This window comes from Inhella crocodyli (assembly GCF_004004565.1).
Taxonomy (GTDB): Bacteria; Pseudomonadota; Gammaproteobacteria; order Burkholderiales; family Burkholderiaceae_C; genus Inhella; species Inhella crocodyli.
On record NZ_SACM01000005.1, the window covers coordinates 160,135 to 180,099 of the forward strand.

At 68.0% G+C, this 19,965-nt stretch carries 22 protein-coding genes; 8 read left to right on the top strand and 14 right to left on the bottom strand.

Features of this window, described 5'->3' with window-relative positions; genetic code table 11:
- Positions 1-53: 53 nt before the first annotated feature.
- Together ccoS and EOD73_RS15715 are read right to left on the bottom strand one after the other, a co-directional pair.
- Positions 54-230 (bottom strand): cbb3-type cytochrome oxidase assembly protein CcoS, encoded by a 177-nt coding sequence (gene ccoS, locus EOD73_RS15710; RefSeq protein WP_127683989.1) that lies wholly within the window; start codon positions 228-230, stop codon positions 54-56.
- Positions 231-258: 28 nt separating this feature from the next.
- Positions 259-2,427, bottom strand: coding sequence for a heavy metal translocating P-type ATPase (locus tag EOD73_RS15715; protein WP_164846105.1), 2,169 nt, complete (start codon positions 2,425-2,427; stop codon positions 259-261).
- A gap of 35 nt (positions 2,428-2,462) precedes the next feature.
- Here EOD73_RS15715 and EOD73_RS15720 point away from each other — a divergent pair, with 35 nt between their 5' ends.
- The gene (locus EOD73_RS15720) at positions 2,463-2,909 is read left to right on the top strand and encodes a DUF192 domain-containing protein (protein WP_127683991.1); all 447 of its coding nucleotides are present in this window, start codon (positions 2,463-2,465) and stop codon (positions 2,907-2,909) included.
- Positions 2,910-2,955: 46 nt separating this feature from the next.
- On the opposite strand, the gene EOD73_RS15725 is transcribed toward EOD73_RS15720, so the two are convergent.
- Positions 2,956-3,537 carry a superoxide dismutase gene (locus tag EOD73_RS15725; protein ID WP_127683992.1) on the bottom strand — a complete coding sequence of 194 codons (582 nt, stop codon included), beginning with the start codon at positions 3,535-3,537 and terminating at the stop codon, positions 2,956-2,958.
- A 29-nt stretch (positions 3,538-3,566) separates the two neighbouring features.
- On the bottom strand, positions 3,567-4,868 hold the full coding sequence (gene xseA / locus EOD73_RS15730) for an exodeoxyribonuclease VII large subunit (RefSeq protein WP_127683993.1): 1,302 nt from the start codon (positions 4,866-4,868) through the stop codon (positions 3,567-3,569).
- Between the two features lie 99 nt (positions 4,869-4,967).
- Between xseA and EOD73_RS15735 the strand changes: the two genes are divergently transcribed.
- The 7 genes from EOD73_RS15735 (at position 4,968) to EOD73_RS15765 (ending at position 9,610) form a co-directional block, all read left to right on the top strand.
- Positions 4,968-5,630: a MotA/TolQ/ExbB proton channel family protein gene (locus tag EOD73_RS15735; protein WP_127683994.1), complete on the top strand. Its 663-nt coding sequence runs from the start codon at positions 4,968-4,970 to the stop codon at positions 5,628-5,630.
- The gene (locus tag EOD73_RS15740) at positions 5,627-6,046 is read left to right on the top strand and encodes an ExbD/TolR family protein (RefSeq protein WP_127683995.1); all 420 of its coding nucleotides are present in this window, start codon (positions 5,627-5,629) and stop codon (positions 6,044-6,046) included. Before EOD73_RS15735 ends, EOD73_RS15740 begins: the two co-directional genes overlap by 4 nt.
- On the top strand, positions 6,043-7,125 hold the full coding sequence (gene lpxK / locus EOD73_RS15745) for a tetraacyldisaccharide 4'-kinase (RefSeq protein ID WP_127683996.1): 1,083 nt from the start codon (positions 6,043-6,045) through the stop codon (positions 7,123-7,125). The genes EOD73_RS15740 and lpxK overlap by 4 nt, the downstream gene beginning before the upstream one ends.
- The gene (locus EOD73_RS15750; protein ID WP_127683997.1) at positions 7,106-7,291 is read left to right on the top strand and encodes a Trm112 family protein; all 186 of its coding nucleotides are present in this window, start codon (positions 7,106-7,108) and stop codon (positions 7,289-7,291) included. The genes lpxK and EOD73_RS15750 overlap by 20 nt, the downstream gene beginning before the upstream one ends.
- Positions 7,288-8,046: a 3-deoxy-manno-octulosonate cytidylyltransferase gene (gene kdsB, locus EOD73_RS15755; RefSeq protein ID WP_127683998.1), complete on the top strand. Its 759-nt coding sequence runs from the start codon at positions 7,288-7,290 to the stop codon at positions 8,044-8,046. Before EOD73_RS15750 ends, kdsB begins: the two co-directional genes overlap by 4 nt.
- A 76-nt stretch (positions 8,047-8,122) precedes the next feature.
- Entirely contained in the window at positions 8,123-8,779 is a 657-nt protein-coding gene (gene adk, locus EOD73_RS15760; protein WP_127683999.1) for an adenylate kinase, read from the top strand.
- Between the two features lie 72 nt (positions 8,780-8,851).
- Positions 8,852-9,610: a 3-hydroxyacyl-CoA dehydrogenase gene (locus tag EOD73_RS15765; RefSeq protein ID WP_127684000.1), complete on the top strand. Its 759-nt coding sequence runs from the start codon at positions 8,852-8,854 to the stop codon at positions 9,608-9,610.
- An 80-nt stretch (positions 9,611-9,690) separates the two neighbouring features.
- Here the strand turns inward: EOD73_RS15765 and EOD73_RS15770 are convergent, their stop codons facing one another.
- From EOD73_RS15770 to EOD73_RS15815, 10 genes are all read right to left on the bottom strand, one after another.
- On the bottom strand, positions 9,691-10,941 hold the full coding sequence (locus tag EOD73_RS15770) for a hypothetical protein (RefSeq protein WP_127684001.1): 1,251 nt from the start codon (positions 10,939-10,941) through the stop codon (positions 9,691-9,693).
- Between the two features lie 88 nt (positions 10,942-11,029).
- The gene (locus tag EOD73_RS15775) at positions 11,030-11,452 is read right to left on the bottom strand and encodes an ExbD/TolR family protein (RefSeq protein WP_127684002.1); all 423 of its coding nucleotides are present in this window, start codon (positions 11,450-11,452) and stop codon (positions 11,030-11,032) included.
- 21 nt (positions 11,453-11,473) lie between these two features.
- Positions 11,474-11,905 carry an ExbD/TolR family protein gene (locus tag EOD73_RS15780; RefSeq protein WP_127684003.1) on the bottom strand — a complete coding sequence of 144 codons (432 nt, stop codon included), beginning with the start codon at positions 11,903-11,905 and terminating at the stop codon, positions 11,474-11,476.
- A 28-nt stretch (positions 11,906-11,933) separates the two neighbouring features.
- Positions 11,934-12,773: a MotA/TolQ/ExbB proton channel family protein gene (locus EOD73_RS15785; RefSeq protein ID WP_127684004.1), complete on the bottom strand. Its 840-nt coding sequence runs from the start codon at positions 12,771-12,773 to the stop codon at positions 11,934-11,936.
- Between the two features lie 86 nt (positions 12,774-12,859).
- On the bottom strand, positions 12,860-13,504 hold the full coding sequence (locus tag EOD73_RS17975; RefSeq protein WP_127684005.1) for a hypothetical protein: 645 nt from the start codon (positions 13,502-13,504) through the stop codon (positions 12,860-12,862).
- 246 nt (positions 13,505-13,750) lie between these two features.
- Positions 13,751-14,938 carry an aspartyl/asparaginyl beta-hydroxylase domain-containing protein gene (locus tag EOD73_RS15795; protein WP_127684006.1) on the bottom strand — a complete coding sequence of 396 codons (1,188 nt, stop codon included), beginning with the start codon at positions 14,936-14,938 and terminating at the stop codon, positions 13,751-13,753.
- Between the two features lie 113 nt (positions 14,939-15,051).
- Positions 15,052-17,964: a TonB-dependent receptor plug domain-containing protein gene (locus tag EOD73_RS15800; RefSeq protein WP_127684007.1), complete on the bottom strand. Its 2,913-nt coding sequence runs from the start codon at positions 17,962-17,964 to the stop codon at positions 15,052-15,054.
- Positions 17,965-18,274: 310 nt separating this feature from the next.
- Positions 18,275-19,210: an LD-carboxypeptidase gene (locus EOD73_RS15805; RefSeq protein WP_127684008.1), complete on the bottom strand. Its 936-nt coding sequence runs from the start codon at positions 19,208-19,210 to the stop codon at positions 18,275-18,277.
- Positions 19,185-19,709 (bottom strand): tRNA adenosine(34) deaminase TadA, encoded by a 525-nt coding sequence (gene tadA, locus EOD73_RS15810; RefSeq protein WP_240660759.1) that lies wholly within the window; start codon positions 19,707-19,709, stop codon positions 19,185-19,187. Before tadA ends, EOD73_RS15805 begins: the two co-directional genes overlap by 26 nt.
- Before the next feature lie 38 nt (positions 19,710-19,747).
- Entirely contained in the window at positions 19,748-19,960 is a 213-nt protein-coding gene (locus EOD73_RS15815) for a hypothetical protein (protein ID WP_127684010.1), read from the bottom strand.
- Between the last annotated feature and the right edge of the window lie 5 nt (positions 19,961-19,965).

A 19,965-nucleotide genomic window follows, 5' to 3' on the forward strand; every position in this document is an offset into this window, starting at 1 on the left:
GATGCCTGGCATTCTTCAGGCTCGCTCCCTTGAAGGAGTTGACGCGCGTCAAGTTAAGGGGGGTTCTCTCGCCCCGGCCCGTCGGCTTTGAGTTCTGAATCCGACAGGATGCGCTCGCCCTCGGCCTCGATGTCGTCGAACTGCCCCCCTTGCAGCGCCCAGGCGAACACGCCCAGGACGAGCAAGGCCAGCAGCACCGACACGGGCACCAAGAGGTAGAGGATGTCCATGGGACGGGATTGTGGGCCGCCGTGGCCTTCAGCGTGCCAGGCGCAGCGCGTTGAGCACGACCAGGGCCGAGCTCAGCGCCATGCCCAGCCCCGCCGCCCAAGGCGGCAGCCAGCCCATCAGGGCCAGGGGCACGGCCGCGGCGTTGTAGGCCGCCGCCCAAGCCAGGTTCTGGCGGGTGATTCGCCGGGTGCGCCGCGCCTGCACGATCAGGTCCGGCAAGGCGCTGAGTTCGGCCCGCAGCATGACCGCGTCGGCCGCGCGGCCCGCCAAGGCGCTGGCCCCGCCCACGGCCACCGCCACGTCGGCCTGCGCCAACACGGGGCCGTCGTTCACGCCGTCGCCCACCATCAACACGCAGCGCCCCTGGCCTTGCAAGGCCTGCACGGCCGCGCGCTTGGCCTCGGGGGCGCAATCGCCGTCGGCGGCATCCATCCCCAGCTCTTCGCCCAGCGCACGCACACGGGCGCTCCGATCGCCCGACAACAAGCGCAAGGCCAGGCCCTGGGCACGAAGCCGCTGCATCACGCGCGCCGCGAGCGGCACCGGCTCTTCATCGCGCCGAAAGCGCAGGCGCGCCGGCTCGCCCTCGCGGCCGAAGGCCAGCGCGACCTCCTCGTCCGCGCTCACGGCTTCCACCCATGCCGGTGCGCCCAAACGCCACGCCCGGCCCTCGGGGTCCAAGCCCCGCAGGCCGGCGCCAGGCTGCTCGGCCACCGACTGCCAGCGCCACGGCGGTGCGGCGGACGGCTGGGGCAAGCGGGACAGGGCGCGGGCCATGGGGTGCTGCGACCAACTGGCCAAGGCCTGGGCCGCGGCCTGCAAGGCCGGCGCGTCGGTTTGCAGCGGCCGCACGCTGGGGCGCGTGAGGGTGCCGGTCTTGTCCAGCACCACGTCGTTGACCCGCGCCAACGTTTCCAAGGCCTCCAGGCGCTGCAGCACGATGCCCCGTCGCGCCAGCGCCCGGGCGCTGGCCACGCGCGCCGCCGGGGCCGCCAAGGCCAATGCACAGGGACAGGTCACGATCAGCGTGGCGCAGGCCACCATCAAGGCGCGCGACGGCTCCACCCACAACCAGCCCAGCCCCGCCCCCAGCGCCAAGAGCAACACCGCCGCCAGGAAGGGGCCGGCCCAGCGCTCGGCCTCCAAGGTCAGGCCGGGCCGTTCGGTCAACGCCTGCTGCAGGGACTGCGCAAGGCGTTGGCCTTGGCTGTCGTGGCGAGCGCGGGTCACGCGCACGCGCACCGGCGCGCCCAGGTTCACGCTGCCGCCCAAGAGGGCGTCGCCAGCGCGTTTGGCCACGGGCAAGGACTCGCCGGTCAGCACCGCCTCGTCCATCTGGGTCGGACCGTCCAGCAGCACAGCGTCGCAGGCCAAGGCCTCACCGAGCGCCACCCGCAACACCTCGCCGGCCTGCACGCGCTCGGCCGACACGGTTTCCACGCCACCGTCGGCCCGCTCGCGCGAAACCTCGGCCGCCTCGTCCCCTTGCAAGTCGGCCAAGGCCTGCGCAGCCGCATGGCGGGCCTTGAGCTCCAACCAACGGCCGGCCAACAAAAAGGCCACGAACATCGTGAGCGAGTCGAAGTACACCTCGGCTTGGCCGGTCGGATCGCCCAGCGCCCAGGTGCTGGCCCCAAAGGTGATCAAGATGCCCAAGGCCACGGGCACGTCCATGCCCAACTGCCGACGGCGCAGCGAGCGCCAAGCCCCGCGCAGGAAGGGCGTCGCACTGAACACCATCACCGGCCAGGACAGCACCCAACTGCCCCAGTGCAGCAAGCGGCGCAAGTCGGGCGGCACCTCGGCGCCCGACGCGAAGTAGGTCGGGGCGGCCAGCATCATGACCTGCATCATGCAAAACGCGGCCACGAAGAAGCGCCACAGCAAGGTGCGGGCCTCTTGCCGACGAAGTTCGGCCGCGTCGGCCGGCTGGGCCGGGGCCAAGGCGAAGCCCGCCCGGCGCACCGCCTCCGGCAAGCCCTGCTGCACGGCCGCGGGCGCGTGTACCACCGCCAGGGCGGCCGCGTAGCCCACGTCCACGCGCTGCACCCCGGGCTGCGCTCGCAGCAAGTCGGCCAGGCTGTCGGCACAGGCGGCGCAGTGCAGGCCGGCCACGGCCCAGGCGCGCGCCGTGGCCGGGCCATCGGCCGCTGGGGTCGAGATAATGGCCGGATCGCCCGGCGCTGTGCTGTCCATCGGGCCCATTGTTGGCCGTCGTGGCCGTGTTTGAGATGACGAACGTCAAGTCCATCGCGCTCTGTTTGCTCTCGGCCGCCCTGGCCGCCCAGGCGCAAACCCCGCAACGCTTGCCCACCGTGCCCCTGCGGGCGGGCATGTACCAAATCCAGGCCCAGGTGGCCCAAAGCCCCGAGCAGCGGGCGATCGGCCTGATGAACCGCAAGAGCATGCCGTCGCACGAAGGCATGCTTTTCGTCTTCGAATCCCGCGAGATTCAGTGCTTCTGGATGAAGAACACGCTGCTGCCCCTGTCGATCGCCTTCGTGGCAGACGACGGGCGTGTGGTCTCCATGGCCGACATGCAGCCCATGGACGAAACCAGCCACTGCAGCAAAGAGCCCGTGCGCTACGCCTTGGAAATGAACCAAGGCTGGTTCGCGCAGAAGGGTATCAAGCCAGGCGCCCGCTTGGCCGGCGCCCCGTTCGACGCCCCGAAATGAACAAGGCCCCGTCAGGGGCCTTGTGATTTCGTCGGGTGCGGGGCGCTCAGGCGAAGTTGGCCTGCGCGAATTCCCAGTTCACCAGGTTGCTGAAGAAGGTCTCGACGAACTTCTGGCGCAGGTTGCGGTAGTCGATGTAGTAGGCGTGCTCCCACACGTCCACGGTCAGCAGCGCCTTGTCGGCGGTGGTCAGCGGCGTGCCGGCAGCGCCGGTGTTGACGATGTCCACGCTGCCGTCGGGCTTCTTGACCAGCCAGGTCCAGCCGGAGCCGAAGTTGCCCACCGCGCTCTTCACGAAGGCTTCCTTGAAGGCGGCGTAGCTGCCCCACTTGGCATTGATGGCCTCGGCCAGGGCGCCGGTGGGCTCGCCGCCGCCGGCGGGCTTCATGCCGTTCCAGAAGAAGGTGTGGTTCCAGATTTGGGCGGCGTTGTTGTAGATGCCGCCGCTGCTCTTCTTGACGATGTCTTCCAGCGACATCGATTCGAACTCCGTGCCCTTTTGCAGGTTGTTCAGGTTCACCACGTAGGCGTTGTGGTGCTTGCCGTGGTGGAACTCCAGCGTCTCGGCGCTGTAGAACGGGGCCAGGGCGTCTTTGGCATAGGGCAGCGGGGGCAGGATGTGTTCCATGGAAGGCTCCAGTTGAGATGGGCTGAATTCTAGAGAGCGCCCTCAGGCCCCAGCAGGGGCAGGGACACCGCCTCCACCCGCAGCGCGGCCTCGCCGTCGGCCAACTGGGCCCGCACGGACTGTTGGGGGGAGAGTTGGGCCGCACGCGTCACGGCGCGGCCTTGGTCGTCGCTCAGGTAGGCGAACCCCCGGGCGAGGGTGCGCTGGGGCGCCAACGCATCCAAACGCTCGCCCAGGCTTTGCAGGCGGTGGGCATGGCGGGTCACTTGGGCCTGCCAGGCGGCCTCGCGGGCCTGCGACAAGCGCTCCAGGCGCGCAGGCGCCACGGCCAAGCTGCGTGACACCGCCGATCGCAGGCGCTGCTGCAGCGCCTGCAAGCGCATGGCCTGCCGGTTCAGGGCCTGGGTCGGGCGCGCCAAGCGAAGCGTTGCGCGGTCCAGCCGCTGCGCATGCTGATCCAGGCGACGCAACACCGCGTCGCGCAGGGCCGTGGAGGCCGATTGCAGTTCGCGCAGTTGGGCTTCGCGGGGCGGCGCGGCCAATTCGGCGGCTGCCGTGGGGGTCGGAGCCCGCAGGTCGGCCGCGAGGTCGCACAAGGTGATGTCGGTCTCGTGCCCCACACCGCACACGACTGGCAAGGCCGAGCTGGCCACGGCCCGCACCAGGCCTGGATCGTTGAAGGCCCAGAGGTCCTCCATCGAGCCGCCGCCGCGCACCAGCAACACAGCGTCCACCTCGGCACGGGCGTTGGCGGCGGTCAGGGCCGCGACGAGCGCCGCGGGCGCTTCCGCGCCCTGCACCACGCTGGGGTAGACCACCACGCGCACGTGCGGTGCCCGTCGCGCCAGCGCGGTCAGCACGTCCCGCAGGGCGGCCGCGCCCTGGGAGGTCACCACCCCCAAGGCCTGCGGGTGACTCGGCAATACGCGCTTGCGCCCGGCGTCGAACCAGCCCTCGCTGGCCAGTTGGGCCTTCAAACGCAAGAACTGCTCGTACAGCGCACCGGCCCCGGCCGGCTCCAGGCTTTCGGCGACGAATTGCAGCTCGCCACGGGGCTCGTACAAGGCCAAACGCCCCGTCGCCCGCACCCGCTGGCCGTCCTGGGGCGCAAAGCGAAGCGCAGCGGCCGAGCGCCGGAACAAGGCGGCCCGGATCAAAGCGGGCGATCCGTCGGCGTCTTTCAAGCTGAAGTAGCAGTGGCCCGAGGCGGCGCGGGTGAAGCCCGCCAACTCGGCGTCCACCGTCACCTGGGCGAACTGGCGGGACAGGGTGCCGCTGAGGGCGGCCAAAAGGTCGGCCACCCGCCAAACGGGGGCAGAAGCTGAATTCATGGAAAGCCGAGGGGTGCGGCAGGGGGTGGCGTCGCCATAATGCCGCGCGGGGCCGCCATGGGGGCGGTCTTCGCGTTGTTCCCCTGCAAGGAGCCGGTGTTGCTTTCCATCGTACAGGCCGCGGGCTGGCCGATTTGGCCGCTGTTGTTGTGCTCCGTGTTGGCCCTGGCCATCATCGTGGAGCGCGCTTGGAGCCTGCGCACCTCCCAAGTGGTGCCCGAGGCCTTGCTCGGCGACCTCGACCGCTTCGACGCCAAGCAGCTGCCCGGTGTTGAGGTGGCCGACCGCCTGGCACACAGCTCTTTGCTGGGCCAGCTGCTCTCGGCCGGCCTGCGGGCCGTCATCGACGACCCCACCATCAGCGACGCCCGACTGCGGCAGGTGATGGAGTTGGCCGGTCGGCGCGTCGTCCACGCGCTCGAGCGCTTCCTCACCGCCCTGGGCACCATCGCCACCGCCGCCCCCCTGCTCGGCCTGCTGGGCACCGTGGTGGGCATGATCGAGATCTTCGGCAGCCAGGCCCCGGGCACCGGCAACCCCGCCCAGCTGGCCCATGGCATCGCCATCGCGCTCTACAACACGGCCTTCGGCCTGATCGTGGCCATCCCCTCGCTCGTCGCCCACCGGCACTTCCGTGCCAAGGTGGAGGCCTTCGAGCTGGAGTTGGAAGCCGCGGGCGAGCGCCTGTACGGACAACTGACCCGCCACACGCACGCCGCCATGCGCGCCGTGCGCGGCATGGCCCAGCCCCCACACGCATGAAGTTCCGCCATCGCCACCGCGACGAGCCGGAGATCAACCTGATCGCCTTCATCGACGTGCTGCTGGTCGTGCTCATCTTTTTGATGATGTCCACGACCTACAGCCGCTTCACCTCGCTGCAGGTGGCCTTGCCCCAAGCGGGTTCGGCTCCGCCCAAAGCGGCGGCGATCGAAATCGTGGTCAGCGTCAGCGCCGATGGCCGCTACGCCGTGAACGGCGCGGCCTTGGGCGCCATCGACGTGCCCGGCCTCACGGCCGCGTTGCGCGAAGCCGCGCGCGGGCGGGCCGAGGCCCAGGTGGTCGTCGCGGCCGACGCACTGGCGCCCCACCAGCGGGTGCTCAACGTGCTGGACGCCGCCCGCGGCGCCGGCCTGGCCAAACTGGCCTTCGCGGCGCAGCACAGCCCCAGCCCGTGAGCCCGCCTCGCGCCTGGGGCTCGCGCGGTCCACTGGCCCGGGCCTTGTGGCCCCTGAGCCAGGTGTACCGGGCGCTGGCCGCCTTGGACCGGGCGCGTTACCGCTGGGGCTGGGCCCCCATCCACCGCCCCCCCGTGCCCGTCGTGGTGATCGGCAACTGGATCGTTGGAGGGGCTGGAAAAACGCCCACGCTGCTCCTCGTGCTCGAACTGCTCGCCCAGTGGGGCTGGCGCGCGGGTGTCGTGTCCCGCGGCTACGGCCGGCAGTCCGCGGGCGTGCAACTCGCCCACGCCACCAGCACCGCCCACGACTTGGGCGACGAGCCCCTGCTCATCCACCGCCGCAGTGGGGTCCCCTTGGCCGTCGCCGAGCGTCGCGCCGAAGCGGCAAAGGCGCTGCTGACCGCGCACCCCGAGGTGCAGGTGATCGTCAGCGACGACGGCCTGCAGCACCACGGCCTGGCGCGCGACCTGAGCGTGCTGGTGTTCGACGCGCGAGGCCTGGGCAACGGCTGGCTGCTGCCGGCCGGGCCCTTGCGCCAAGACCGCGATGCCCCGCCCTTGCCTGGCAGCGCCGGCACCCAACTGCGCCTGTACACCGACGGCGTCGCCTCCACGCCCTGGCCCGGGCACCTGGCGCAACGCCAACTCTCGGCGGCCTGGCCCCTGGCCGCTTGGTGGGCCGGTCGGGCGTCGGACCGCAGGCCCCTGGCGGCCTTGGCCCAAGCATCGCAACTGGCCACGGCGGGCGCCGGGCACTGGTGGGCCGCCGCCGGTTTGGCCCAGCCCGAGCGCTTTTTCGCGATGCTGTCGGCCGCCGGCATCCATGCGACCCACCTGCCCCTGCCCGACCACGCGCCCTTCGATCCCCTGCCCTGGCCCGCCACCGCCACCGACGTGCTGGTGACGGAAAAAGACGCCATCAAGCTTCGACCCGAGGCGCTCCCACCCGGGCAGCGCGTCTGGGTGCTGCCCCTAGACTTGCAAGCCCCTCCCGAATTCGAACAGGCCTTGGGCAAGGCGCTCGCCGCGCTGCTCGGCCCCCCTCCCGGATCGCCCCATGGACCCCCGCCTCGTTGAACTGCTCGTCTGCCCGCTGTGCAAGGGCCCGCTGCAACTGCTGCAGGACGCGGATCGCACCGAGCTCCTGTGCCCGGCCGACCGCCTCGCATTTCCCGTCCGTGATGGCATCCCGGTGATGCTGGAAAGCGAAGCCCGGGCGCTGGACCCGGACAGCGGATCGTGAGCTTTCACGTCCTCATCCCGGCACGCATGGCCTCGAGCCGGCTGCCCGACAAACCCCTGGCCGACCTGGCGGGCAAGCCCATGGTCGTCCGCGTGGCCGAGCGGGCCGCCTTGAGCGGCGCGCTCACCGTCGTTGTGGCTTGCGACGACCTGCGCATCCAGGCCGCCTGCGAGGCGCATGGCGTGCGCGCCGTGTTGACCCGCGCCGACCACCCCAGCGGCTCCGACCGCTTGGCCGAGGCGGTTGAGCGTTTGGGCTGGAACGACGACGCCATCGTCGTGAACGTGCAAGGCGACGAACCGCTCATCGCCCCGGGCATGGTGGGGGCCTGCGCCAGCACCTTGGCCGCGCACCGCGATTGCCCCATGGCCACCGTCGCCCATGCCATCGACGACGACGACGAGTACCGCAACCCCAACGTCGTCAAACTCGTCACCGACGCCGCCGGCCGCGCGCTGTACTTCAGCCGCGCCCCGATTCCGTGGTGGCGGGACGGCCCGGCCCCCGCCACCGTGCACCCCGGCGCGGTGTGGCGGCACGTGGGGTTGTACGCCTACCGCGTGGGTTTCCTGAAGCAATTCCCCACGCTGACGGCGAGCCCCCTGGAAGCCATCGAATCCCTGGAGCAATTGCGTGTGCTGTGGCACGGGCACCGGATCGCCGTGCACATCAGCGCCGAACGCCCCGGGCCCGGCGTCGACACCCCGGCCGACTTGGAGCGCGTTCGCACCCTGTTGAGGGCCGCTCCGCCCTGATCGCAAGGCTTCCGTAAGACCCCCCGTGCTATCCTGCCGCGCCCCAAAACGGGGCCCTCAACCCACCTAGGACACCATGCGACTGATCCTCTTGGGCGCCCCTGGCGCTGGTAAAGGCACCCAAGCTGCCTTCCTGTGCAAGCACTACGGCATCCCGCAAATTTCGACGGGCGACATGCTGCGCGCGGCGGTCAAGGCGGGCACCCCCTTGGGCCTGGCGGCAAAGGCCGTGATGGACAGCGGCGGCTTGGTCAGCGACGACATCATCATTGGGCTGGTCAAAGAACGCATCACCCAGCCCGACTGCGCCAACGGCTTCTTGTTCGACGGTTTCCCCCGCACGATCCCGCAGGCCGACGCCATGAAGGCCGCCGGCGTGAAGCTGGACTTCGTGTTGGAGATCGATGTGCCCGACAGCGCCATCATCGAGCGCATGAGCGGCCGCCGCGTGCACGCCGCCTCGGGCCGGACTTACCACGTGCGCTTCAACCCGCCGAAGGTCGATGGCAAAGACGACCTGACCGGGGAAGACCTGATCCAGCGGGACGACGACAAGGAAGAGACCGTGCGCAAGCGCTTGGAGGTGTACCAAGCCCAGACCCGTCCGCTGGTCGACTACTACTCGCAGTGGGCGGCCACGGGTGACGCCCAAGCCCCGCAGTACCGGCGCATTGCCGGCGTGGGCAGCGTCGACGACATCACGCAGGCGGCGTTGCAGGCCCTTCAGGCCTGAGGCTTGCGCCTCTCACCAATCTGGGTCGCCACAAGCGACCCATTTTTGTTTCTGTCCCACAAGGAGTGAACCATGGACATCCAAGGCAAAGTATTCATCGTGACCGGTGGCGCCAGCGGCCTGGGCGAAGGCACGGCCCGCATGCTGGCCCGCGAGGGCGCGAAGGTCGTCGTGGCCGACTTGCAGGCCGAGCGCGGCCAGGCGGTGGCGCAAGACATCGGAGGCCTGTTCGTGCGCTGTGACGTCACCAGCGCCACCGACGCGCAGGCCGCCGTGGACGCCGCCCAAGGCCTGGGCAAGCTGGTCGGCTTGGTCAACTGCGCGGGCATTGCCCCCGCAGCACGCACCGTCGGCAAGGAAGGCGGCCACGCGCTGGACCTGTTCAGCAAGGTCGTGCAGATCAACCTGATCGGCAGCTTCAACATGATCCGCCTGGCCGCCACGGCGATGGCCGCCAACGAGCCGGAATCCACGGGCGAGCGCGGCGTGTTGATCAGCACCGCGTCCATCGCCGCGTACGACGGCCAAATCGGCCAAGCGGCCTACGCCGCCAGCAAGGGTGGCGTGGTCGGCATGACCCTGCCGATCGCCCGCGACCTGGCACGCCATGGCATCCGCAACATGACCATCGCCCCTGGCATCTTCGGCACGCCCATGCTCTTCGGCATGCCGCAGGAGGTGCAAGACGCCCTGGCCGCCGGGGTGCCCTTCCCGTCCCGCCTGGGCAAGCCGGAGGACTACGCCAAGCTCGTGCACGCCATCGTGACCAACGAAATGCTGAACGGCGAAGTCATTCGCCTGGACGGCGCGATCCGCCTTGCCCCGAAGTAAGGCGCAAGGGCGGACCAAAAAAAACGGCCCCATCGGGGCCGTTGTTGTTGAGACCCGGGTCCGCGCGGACCCGGTGCCCATCACTTCTTCGCTTGCTTGGCGTGGATGGCCCACAGGCGCGCCAGATCGCCCGAACCGTCCGTGCCTTTGACGCCGCGCCAGGTGGACTGCGCCTTGGCGCTGTCACCGGCCAAGAAGTAGGCCATGCCCAGGTACAGCTTGGCGTCGTCTTCGCGCTTGAGGTTGCCCTTGGCGATGCCCTCTTCGATCATTGCCGCGCCCTTCTTGCCCTCGCCACGTTGGGCGAGTTGAAGGCCCAGCGGGATCAAGCCGTTGCCATCCTTGGTATCGCGCGCAGCCGCTTCGGCCGCGGCAAAGCCCGCCTTGGCATCGGCCACCTTCTTGGCCATGAAGTCCTTCAGGCGCTGGTGGCGCGCAGCGTCCTTGCCTTGGCCCAAGACGCCGGCCGCAAAGCCAGCGTCAACGGCCCGCATGCCTTCGTCAGGGAAGCCATTGCCGCCGGCCAGTTGGGCCAACTCCATGTAGTCGCCCTCGCCGCGCATGTTGCCGCTCACCAAGCGCAAACGCAGGATGTCCAGGGTGAATCGGTCGGCAAAGCCCTTGCGCGATTGCACGCGGGACAGGGCGTCCGCCCACTGCTCTTTGCTCGGGTAGTAGCTCAGCAGCTTTTCCGCGGCCAAGGCCTCGGTGTTGCCGTCCTTGGCCCGGGTGGCCGCCGTCAACAGCAGGTTCAGCTTGTCCTTGGACGGCACGCCACCGGCCTTTTCCGTGGCGGCGATTTCGGCCGCGGTGGACTTGATGATGGCGCCCATGTCGCCGCTGTAGAACTGCGCCGCGGTTTGCACCTGTTTCATCGCCGCGCTGTTGCCGCCCTCGGCGAAATACCGGTTGGCCCAGGTCAGCGCCTTCGGGTGCTGGTTCAGGCGCGAGTAGGTCCCGGCGATGGCTTCGATGTACTGCAGGTTCTGCGCACCACCCAGACGGCCCGCGGCCTTCAAGGCCTCGAAGGCACGCACCATGGTCTCGGGTTCACCGGCACCTTGGGCGCCCGCAAATCGCATCTGCTCGATGATGGCGTTCTCGCCCGCGTTGCGGTTGGCCACGCCTTCGGCATCGCGCAGTTTGGCCAGGGCTTCGCGGTACTTGCCCGCCTTCAGCATGGCCTGCACGTCCTTGAGGTGCTTGCCGACTTCGGCGCCCACCTTCTCCTGGGCGGCCGCCGAGGCCCACCCCAAGGTGCCATCGGGCGCTTGGCCCAAGCCCAAGGCCATTGCACCGGCCATCACGACCACCAAGGTCTTCAATTTCATTTCAAACCCTTCACAAGGAAAAACGCTGCCCGGGTTGGCGTCAACCGCGGGCAGCGTGAGTACTGCGTCAATCAGGCAGCACGGGGGCTCAGAGGAACTGCTCGTTGCCCACCATGCCCAACTTCTTCAGGCCCAAGCGCTGCGCCGTGGCCATCACGTGGGCGACGTGGCCGTAGTCCACCAGCTTGTGCGGCTTGATGTGGATTTCGGGCTGGTCAGCCTCGGCCGTTGCCACTTGCATGCGCTGCTCCAACGTGGCGCGGTCCACCGGTTCGGCGTTCCACGACAGCTGGCCGTCGAAGTCGATGAAGATCTCCACGACCTTCGGCTCCGTCTTGGGCTGATTCGGGTTGGGAATCGGCATGTCCAAATTGACCGCGTGAAGCTGGATGGGGATGGTGATGATCAACATCACCAACAGCACCAACATCACGTCGATCAGCGGCGTCGTGTTGACGTCGAGGATCACATCCGGTTCCGCACCCGAGTTCGAGCCGACGTTCATTCCCATGGCTTGCTCCTACGGGGCCGATCAGCCGCCACGAGCCGGTGGCTCGGTGACGAAACTGACCTTCAAGATACCAACCTGCTGCGCGGCCAAGATGACCTTGCCCACCGATTCGTAGCGGGTTTTCTCATCGCCACGGATGTGCACCTCGGGCTGAGGGTCCATCTTCGCGATGCCGCGCAGACGGTCCTTCAAGGCCTCGACGTTCGGCACGTTGGCCGTGTTCCAGTAAATCTCGCCTTCCTTGGTCACCGCCAGCTCGATGTTCTCGGGCTTGGTCTTGCGAACCTGGTTGGTTTCCTTCGGGAGGGCGAGGTTGACCGACTGCGTGACCACGGGAATCGTGATCAAGAAGATGATCAACAACACCAACATCACGTCCACGAGGGGCGTGGTGTTGATGGTGGAGACCACCTCCTCTTCACCGCTGTCGGATGCTCCGACGTTCATGCCCATGATGGGACTCCTGGACTTCGGAAGCGAATCAGCGCTTGATCTGACGGCTGCCCATCAGCACGCCGTGGAGGTCACCCGCGAAGGCACGCACTTGGCCCATCACGGCCTTGTTGCGGTTCAGCAGCCAGTTGTAGCCCAGCACGGCGGGCACGGCGACGGCCAGACCGATGGCGGTCATGATCAGGGCTTCACCCACGGGGCCGGCAACCTTGTCGATCGAGGCTTGGCCGGCGACGCCGATGGCGGTCAGGGCTTGCAAGATGCCCCACACGGTACCGAACAGGCCGATGAAGGGGCTGGTCGAGCCGACGGTGGCCAGGAAGCCCAGGCCCGAACCCATCTTGGCGTTCACATCGCTCACGGCGCGGTCGACGTTCATCGTGACCCAGGTGTTGCGGTCGATGTTCTCGGTCAGGGCACCTTCGTGATGCTCACCAGCTTCCACCGCGGTTTGGGCGATGTAGCGGAACGCCGAGCCTTCCGGCAGCGACTTCACGCCTTCGGCCAGCGTGGCCTTCTTGAAGAACGAGACGCGCACGTTCTTGGCTTCATTGCCCAGCTTGTGCTGGTCCCACAGCTTCGTGAACATGATGAACCACGAGCCGGCGGACATGATGACCATCAGGGCCAACACGGTCTTCGAGACCATGTCGCCGTGTTCCAGCATGGCCTTCAGGCCGTAGGGGTTGTCGCTCGCTTCGCGGGCCTTGGGGGCGTCGGCCGGGGCGGCATCGGCCACGGCCGGGGCGGCGGTCTGCTCAGCAGCCGCAGGAGCCGAGGCGGCGTCGGACTGGGCGAAAGCCGGTGCGGCCACCAGCGAGGCAGCGACGGCCAAGGTCGCAATCAGAGCGGAAAAACGAGAAAACATAAAAAGCTCCTGAGAGGGAAGCAGGCCCGGGTGGGCTCATCAACGAAAACGGGTTCGGGGGCGGACCCCCGCGCTGGAAACTCGGCTTATTCGGCCTTGAACAAGAAGTCTTGCGTGGCCTGCCCTTCGAAGGTGCCGCACTTGTACTGTGCGGTGGCCGCTTCGATCGAGGCAATCAGCGAACGCTGTGCGCGACGGTCGCTCAAACCGCGCTTGACGGTCACTTGGCGAGCCACCACTTTGCCGTTGGCGATCGTCATCAGCACCGAGAACTCGGCATCGCCCTCCAATTGGACGGAAATCTCGGGCTTCGGACGCTCGGTACACACGATACCGACTTGCACGGGACCGGCAGGACGCGGCGCTGCCACGGGCGCGGGCGCCGGGGCGGGAGCCTGGGCCTGCACGGTGCGCACCGGCGGCGGATCGTTCGAGGTCGGAGTCTGGATCGCCGTGGGCGGCGGGGGCGTCTGAACCTGGATCTCGGGCACCGGCACGAACGGCGGGGGCGGGGTCTTCAGGTCAGGGGGCGGCGGGACGATCTTCTCGGGCGGCGGCGGCGGCGGTTTGATCTCTTCGATCACCTTCGTCTCGATCGGGTCGGTCACGGCCTTCACGATCTTGCGCGCCAAACCCGAGGCCAAGGCCCAGATCATCAAAATGTGCAGCAGCACCACGATCACAAATGCAGTCGTGCGCGAGCTGGCCTTGTTCTCTTGCGCAAAATTCATGCGCACTCCTTCTCAACCGAAGTCTTGACGTCAGCGGTGCGCCAGCGCTCACCGCCTATGACTACCACCGGGGCCCAAATGTGCCACGGGTTCTCTTCACCAACACCCCATCGGTTTCCATACCCCGCACCATGCGTGTGCAAGGCTGTGTAACCAGGTTACGGCAAAGCCCAGCATGATACGAAATTGCCCCTGCCAAAAGGCATAGGGTAAGTCTCTAGTCCGACCGATCGGTCAGGAACGATGTCACAAGGGCATGGCGGCGGCGGCGCCAGTGAATGCGTCGCTGGCCCTCGCCAGCGCACTGATCATGCGCCGCTCGGCCTCGTTCAGGTCCGGGTGCCACACGTCGAAGATCAGCACGGCGCGCAACTCGTCGCTGCGGTTCCAGGCCTCGTGCTCGATGGTGTCGTCGAACACACAAACCTCGCCGGGTTGCCAGGCGTGGGTCGTGCTTCCGACACGGAGGGCGCAGTCGCGCGGCACCACCAAGGGCAGGTGCGCCACCAGGCGCACATTGCTGATGCCCACGTGGGGCGGGATGTGGGTGTGCGGCTTCAACAAGGAATACATGGCCACCGGCGTGCGCCCCTGCTGCACCGGCTGGTCCACGGCTGCCAGGGCCGCCAGGGTGCGCGGGCAACGCGACGCGTTGGGCTGCAGTGGCAACCCGTCCTTGAGCAGGTGGTAAGCGCTCCAGCGCGGGTTGCGATTCAGTTCCGCCCACTGTTGCAGCGGTTGGTCGGGGTCGTAATCCAGGTAGGGCGTGATGTGCGCCTCGTCGCCCAAGGCCGCCAAGCACTCCGCCCGGATGTCCGCGGTTTGGGCCTCCAGGCCCTCGATCCATGGGAAGCGACGGCGCTCGAAGAACTCGGTCGGGGCCAAGCGGGCGTAGAACAGGCCCATGGGCTGCGGATCAAAGCGCTGCCGCCGGCCCAGGTGGATGTCCAGGGTTTGCCAAAAGCGAGCCAGCTCCTCGGGCGCCAAACCCTTGGCCGCGGCGGCCATCTGTTGGTCGAGAAAGGCGCTGTAGTCGGCCTGGTACGTGGCCGCGAAACGCCGAGCCCGGTCCAGCAGGGGCTGCAGATCGGGCGACACCGCAGCCGGCGATTGCTCGGCCACCGTGAGGGCCCCGCGGTACACCTTCACCGCCGCGTGCGGCTGGCCGCCTCGCTCCAGCCAGTTGCCCTTGAGCAGCAAGGCCATCAGGTCGAACGGATGGGTCTCCAGGGCCTTGGTGAGCGCCAGGCCTTCCTCGTCGCGGCGCCCGAGGCCGCGCTCGGCCATGGCCAGGTGCAGCCACACCGGGGTGACGGAGGGGTCCAGTTGCAAGCTCTCGCGGAAGCACTCGGCCGCCGCGGCGAACTGCCGTTGGCGCAGCCATTGCACACCGTCAAGTGCTCGGCCTTGGGCTTCGTTGGAGGATTCGCTCATGGGCAGTAGAAGGTGATCGATGCCCTCGGGCGAGCATCCATGAAAAAGGGCCGCGCGAGGCGGCCCTTGAGGGTCCCTGCCGCCCCGAGGGGCGACAGGCGCGTTCGGCAAGCTTAGAACTTGGCCGTGACGTTCAGCGAGATCTGGCGACCGTTGGCCTCGTACACCTGCGGGTAGGTGTTGCCGTTGGTGAAGCCAGCGCCGTTCGTGCGGATCGGGGGATCCTTGTCCAGCAGGTTGTTCACCGCGGCACGGATGGTCACGTTCTTCGTCAGCTTGTACGACGCGGCCAGGTCCAGGTAGTCACGCGCGGCCAGCGAAGCGACCTGAGCGGTCGACGCGGGGTTGTCGTGCTTGACCGAGTCGATGTGGCGCAGCGTGGCAGCCAGGTTCACGCCCCAAGGCGTGTTCCAGCTGAAACGCAGCTTGTGGCGCCACTTGGGCAGCGGGGTGCCGCAGTTGCCGTCACCGAACTTGCCAGCGCAGTCGTCGCCACCGGCGCCTTCGACGTACTTGTTGAGGTACGTGCCGACGATGCTGGTGTTCAGGCTGCCCCACTCGCCCAGCTTGAAGGTGCTGTCGGCGGCGATGTCCACACCTTCGGTTTCGACTTCACCAATGTTGAAGTTGGTGTTGACGATGTAGGCGTTCGGCGTCAGCCACAGCGAACCCACCGCGTCGCGCTTGATCAAGCTGCAGGAGCTCGAAGCGCCGGTGTTCAAGCACTCGTTCAGGATGTTCACGGCGCCGCGGGTGCCGATGGTGTCCTTCACCTTGATGTTGAAGTAGTCCAAGGACACGCTGGTGTTGCGCATCGGCTGGAGGATCACACCGAAGGTGGTCGACTTCGAGGTTTCCGGCGTCAGGTTGGGGTTGCCACCCGAGATCTGGTTGTACTGGCCAGCCGGGCTGTCCGGAATGCGACCGTACTGGCCGGCCGTCACACCGGTGCGGGCGCAATCGGCCAGCGAACGGGTGGGAGCGGCGCCGGCGCACGGATCGGCGTCGTTGTCGTACAGGCCCAGGCCTTGTGCCGAGAACAGTTCGATCACGTTGGCAGCACGCGAAGCCTGCTGGAACGAGCCGCGGAACTTGACTTCCTTGATCGGCGCGTACTCCAGGCCCAGACCGTAGGTGTCGGTCTTCTTCTTGGTGCTGTAGTTCGACTTGCGGTACGAAGCCGTCAGGCTCAACTGCTCGACGAAGGGCATCTTCTCGATCAGGGGCATGCGCAGTTCGGTGAACACGTCGTTCACGGCGTACTGGCCACCCACGCCGATGGTCGGGCCGCCTTGGCCGGCCAGGTCACCCGTGGTGAAGGCGGCGTCGGTGCTCAATTCCATCTTTTCGACGCGGCGCTCCAGGCCCACAGCGAAGCCCAGGCCGCTGCTGGCCATCGGGCTCTTGATGCCGTAGTCGGTCAGGTCACCGCTGACGGTGGCGCCGGTCACGGCGGTGGCCGTGAAGCCCTTCTGGAAGCCCGGGGTCTGCACATAGCCGAGAGCCTGCGGCGTCACGCCACCCAGCTTCCAGATGTTCCAGGGCACGCAGTTCGGGTCGGTGCCGTCCAGTGCCGAGCGGCAAACGGCATTGCCGTTGGCGTCCGCCACCACGTCCAAAGCACGTGCCGTGCGGGCGATCGAGAAGTCGTTCTTGTAGGTCTCTTGGTAGACCACGCGACCGACCAGGGCGTAAGCGTCGTAGCTCAGGGCGGGGTTGATTTCACCCTTCACGCCGACCACACCGCGGTACGAGGTGTGACGGATGTCGTCTTGGCGACCACCGCCTTCGACGTTGCGACGGCCGATGAACAGCGTGTGGGTGTCACCGGCCTTGTTGAAGGTGCCGTTACCGTCGGCCACGTTGGCGGCGTGGAAGGCATCCTTGAAGCCTTGCGACAGCAGCGGGTTCTCGTACGAGACCGTCACTTGGTTGAAGAACGAGCCCGAGGGCGCGATCTGGGCCACGGTGCTGTCGTCGTGGAAGTTCAACTCGGCGTACACGCGGGCAGCGTCCGAGATGTCGTAGTGCGCGAATGCGGCCGCGGTGTAGCGGGTGCTCGGGCGCTGGAAGTAGTTCAGCGGGCCGAAGTTGTACGCGTCGGTGGCGCCCGAGTAGTTGCGAGGCGTGCCGTTGGCGTCGGCCACCGTCAGTGCGTAGTTCGAGAAGTCCGAGAACTGGCCGGGGAAGCTGGTGCCCGAGCCGCCGCAGGTGAAACCGCCGAAGGCGTTGGCCGCGTTGTTGCGGTTGTAGTTCAGGGCGCAGGCCGTGAAGTCACGTTGAGACTGCAGCAGCGCGTCGGTGGTCTTGCGCGACACGAACAAGGTGGCGTTGCCCTTGTTGTCGGCGAAGTTCGAGCCCATGGTCAGGCTGAAGTCCATGACCTTGCCGTCGGCGCTGATGTCGCCGGGCACCTTGTACTGGCTGGGGTTGGTCGCGGCGCGCGAGGCCACCAAAGCCTGGATCTTGTCGTTCTGTTGGCTGTGGTTGAAGAACGAGTAGTTGGCCTCGACTTCGACGCCTTCGAACTTGTCGTTCATGACGAAGTTCACCACGCCAGCGACGGCGTCCGAACCGTACACGGCCGAGGCACCACCGGTCAGCACTTCCACGCGCTTGATCAGCGACACGGGGATCTGGTTCAAGTCGGTGGGCAGCGAACGCGGGCTGCCAGCGGGCATGCGGCGGCCGTTGATCAGCACCAGGGTGCGGTCAGCGCCCAGGTTGCGCAGGTTGACGGTGGCGGTGCCGGTCGAACCGTTGGAGACTTGGCCACCTTGGTCGGCGAAGACCTGGGGCAGGTTGTTCAGCAGGCTCTCGACGTCACGCTTGCCTTCGACCTTGATGGCTTCAGCGCCGAGGCTGATCACGGGCGAGGCGGTTTCGGTGTTCAGCGTCTTGATGCGCGAACCGGTGACTTCCACACGCTCCAGCTGCTGGGCAGGGGCGGCTTGCTGGGCGAACACGGGCGCGGCGACGCCGAGCGCGATGAGAGCGGCGACGTTGACGCTCTTGCGTTTGAACATGGGGAACTCCTTCTTGGGGGAAAAGACGAACGCCCCGGTAGGGGCGCCTTGCGGGACCGGTAGGCCCCACTGCAACCCGGAACGCGCCAGGTTGAAGGTGCGCGGAGTGTCAGGGCAGCATGACGTGCGGCACCCCTGGGAAAGACCCCGGGCAGGCCCCCAAAGCAGCCTAAGTCATTGATTTAAAAGAGTTCAATGCCCCGACCGACCGGTCGATTGGCACTCAAATGTTGTCGCACTGCAACATCTGCTCGCTTGCCTCGGCGCGAAATCTGGTTGGCGCGCCCGCGATGGGGCGCGCCGGCGTGCCTCAGACGTGGCCCCAGGCCAAAAGCACGTCCCGCCCCTGCACCACCAACTGCGTCTTCGCCCCCACCGGCAGGCACACCTTGGTGGCCTCGTGCCCGTGGGGCAAGCCGGTCAGGATGGGCGTGGAACAGCCAGCTTGAACCGCCGCCAAGGCGGACTTGAGCGAGTAGCCGCGGTCGTGCGGCGCGCGCTTGAAGCGGGTGATGTCGCCGATCAGCACCGCCTTTTGCGCCTGGAGCACGCCCGCCTGCCGCAGTTGAAGCAGCAAGCGCTCGACGCGGTAAGGATGCTCGCCCACTTCTTCCAGGAACAGGATGCCGCCTTTGATGCGCGGCCAGTGCGGCGTGCCCAAGAGCGAGCACACCATGCTGAGGTTGCCGCCCCAGAGCAGGCCTTCGGCCTCGAAGCCGTCGTGCGGGGCCGTGCCCCGGGGAGCGCCGGCCTCCCGGAAGCCGATGGCCTCGAGTTCCTCGTGCATGGCCTCGACGAAACAGGCCTCGGTGATGTCGTCCACCCCACCCTGCTCGGCCGTGCGGCCGAAGTCGTCGGCCGCCAAAGGCCCGGCCCAGGTGGGGCCGCAGCCCTTGGCATGGGCCAGCAGGCCCAGTTGCAAGGCCGTGAGGTCGCTTTGACCGACCCATTGGGTTCCCTGGGCCACCGAATTGGCGATCAAGGCCCAGTCGATCCGGTCCAGCAGCCGGGTCATGCCGTAGCCACCTCGGGCTGCCAGGGCCACATCCACGCCGCTCGCGGCCACCCGGTGCAGGGCCGCCAAGCGCGCCTCGTCGTCGCCCGCGAAGCGCTGGTGCTTGGCCAGCGCGCTTTCGTCCAAGTGCGCGTCAAAGCCCAGGCGCACGAGGTGCTTCTGGGCCCGGCGCAGCGCCGCGGCCTCGCGAACGACACCGGCAGGGCTATAGATCGTGAGGCTGGACGTCATGGGGGCTCAGTTCGGTGGCTTCGCCAACGGGGATGCGCCCCTGGCGGATGGCTCGCCGCTCGCGCGCCTGGGCGCGGCGCTCGGCAAAAAACTCGCGCAGCATGCGGCTGGCCGGGTCGGCCAAAACCCCGCCTTGCAAGCGCGTGTGGTGGTTGAGCAGCGGCTGTGCGAACAGGTCCACCACCGAGCCGGCCGCCCCGGTTTTGGGATCGGCCGTGGCGAACACGATGCGCGAGAAGCGCGCATGCATCAGGGCCATGGCGCACATGGCGCAGGGCTCCAGGGTCACGAAAAGCTCGCAGTCCGGCAGGCGGTAGTTGCCCAAAAGCGTGGCCGCATGGCGCAGCGCCACGATCTCCGCGTGGGCGGTGGGGTCGTTCGTGGTGATGGGCCGGTTGTAGCCCGTGGCCAGCACCTGGCCGCGGTGCACGATGACCGCGCCCACGGGCACCTCGCCGGCCAACCAGGCGTTGTGCGCTTGGTCGAGCGCCAGGCGCATGTGCGCCTCGTCGCGCAGCGCTTGTTCAGCGTCGGCGTTCACGGCTGGGCGTCGCTGGCGCGCTGGGCCGCCGCGTCCACCGCCCCCTGCACCTGGCGCTGCACCGCGGCGGGCGCGGTCGGTGCTGCGGAGGTGGCCCCAGAGGCGGCCACCGCAGGCGCCACCAACTGGGCTTGGCTTTGCTTCTTGGCCAGGGTCAGCACGACGGCCAACACCACGACCACACTCAACAGGCCCAACGCAGCGCGCATGCGAC

Coding starts and splice junctions, on each gene's coding strand:
- EOD73_RS15780 (WP_127684003.1), bottom strand. CDS start 11,905: ATGGGCATGAACGTCGGAGCATCCGACAGCGGTGAAGAGGAGGTGGTC.
- tadA (WP_240660759.1), bottom strand. CDS start 19,709: ATGCGCCTGGCGCTCGACCAAGCGCACAACGCCTGGTTGGCCGGCGAG.
- EOD73_RS15770 (WP_127684001.1), bottom strand. CDS start 10,941: ATGAAATTGAAGACCTTGGTGGTCGTGATGGCCGGTGCAATGGCCTTG.
- EOD73_RS15720 (WP_127683991.1), top strand. CDS start 2,463: ATGACGAACGTCAAGTCCATCGCGCTCTGTTTGCTCTCGGCCGCCCTG.
- EOD73_RS15775 (WP_127684002.1), bottom strand. CDS start 11,452: ATGGGAATGAACGTCGGCTCGAACTCGGGTGCGGAACCGGATGTGATC.
- EOD73_RS15795 (WP_127684006.1), bottom strand. CDS start 14,938: ATGAGCGAATCCTCCAACGAAGCCCAAGGCCGAGCACTTGACGGTGTG.
- EOD73_RS15800 (WP_127684007.1), bottom strand. CDS start 17,964: ATGTTCAAACGCAAGAGCGTCAACGTCGCCGCTCTCATCGCGCTCGGC.
- EOD73_RS15715 (WP_164846105.1), bottom strand. CDS start 2,427: ATGGACAGCACAGCGCCGGGCGATCCGGCCATTATCTCGACCCCAGCG.
- EOD73_RS17975 (WP_127684005.1), bottom strand. CDS start 13,504: ATGAATTTTGCGCAAGAGAACAAGGCCAGCTCGCGCACGACTGCATTT.
- EOD73_RS15750 (WP_127683997.1), top strand. CDS start 7,106: ATGGACCCCCGCCTCGTTGAACTGCTCGTCTGCCCGCTGTGCAAGGGC.
- EOD73_RS15740 (WP_127683995.1), top strand. CDS start 5,627: ATGAAGTTCCGCCATCGCCACCGCGACGAGCCGGAGATCAACCTGATC.
- EOD73_RS15815 (WP_127684010.1), bottom strand. CDS start 19,960: ATGCGCGCTGCGTTGGGCCTGTTGAGTGTGGTCGTGGTGTTGGCCGTC.
- EOD73_RS15765 (WP_127684000.1), top strand. CDS start 8,852: ATGGACATCCAAGGCAAAGTATTCATCGTGACCGGTGGCGCCAGCGGC.
- EOD73_RS15805 (WP_127684008.1), bottom strand. CDS start 19,210: ATGACGTCCAGCCTCACGATCTATAGCCCTGCCGGTGTCGTTCGCGAG.
- xseA (WP_127683993.1), bottom strand. CDS start 4,868: ATGAATTCAGCTTCTGCCCCCGTTTGGCGGGTGGCCGACCTTTTGGCC.
- EOD73_RS15785 (WP_127684004.1), bottom strand. CDS start 12,773: ATGTTTTCTCGTTTTTCCGCTCTGATTGCGACCTTGGCCGTCGCTGCC.
- ccoS (WP_127683989.1), bottom strand. CDS start 230: ATGGACATCCTCTACCTCTTGGTGCCCGTGTCGGTGCTGCTGGCCTTG.
- adk (WP_127683999.1), top strand. CDS start 8,123: ATGCGACTGATCCTCTTGGGCGCCCCTGGCGCTGGTAAAGGCACCCAA.
- EOD73_RS15725 (WP_127683992.1), bottom strand. CDS start 3,537: ATGGAACACATCCTGCCCCCGCTGCCCTATGCCAAAGACGCCCTGGCC.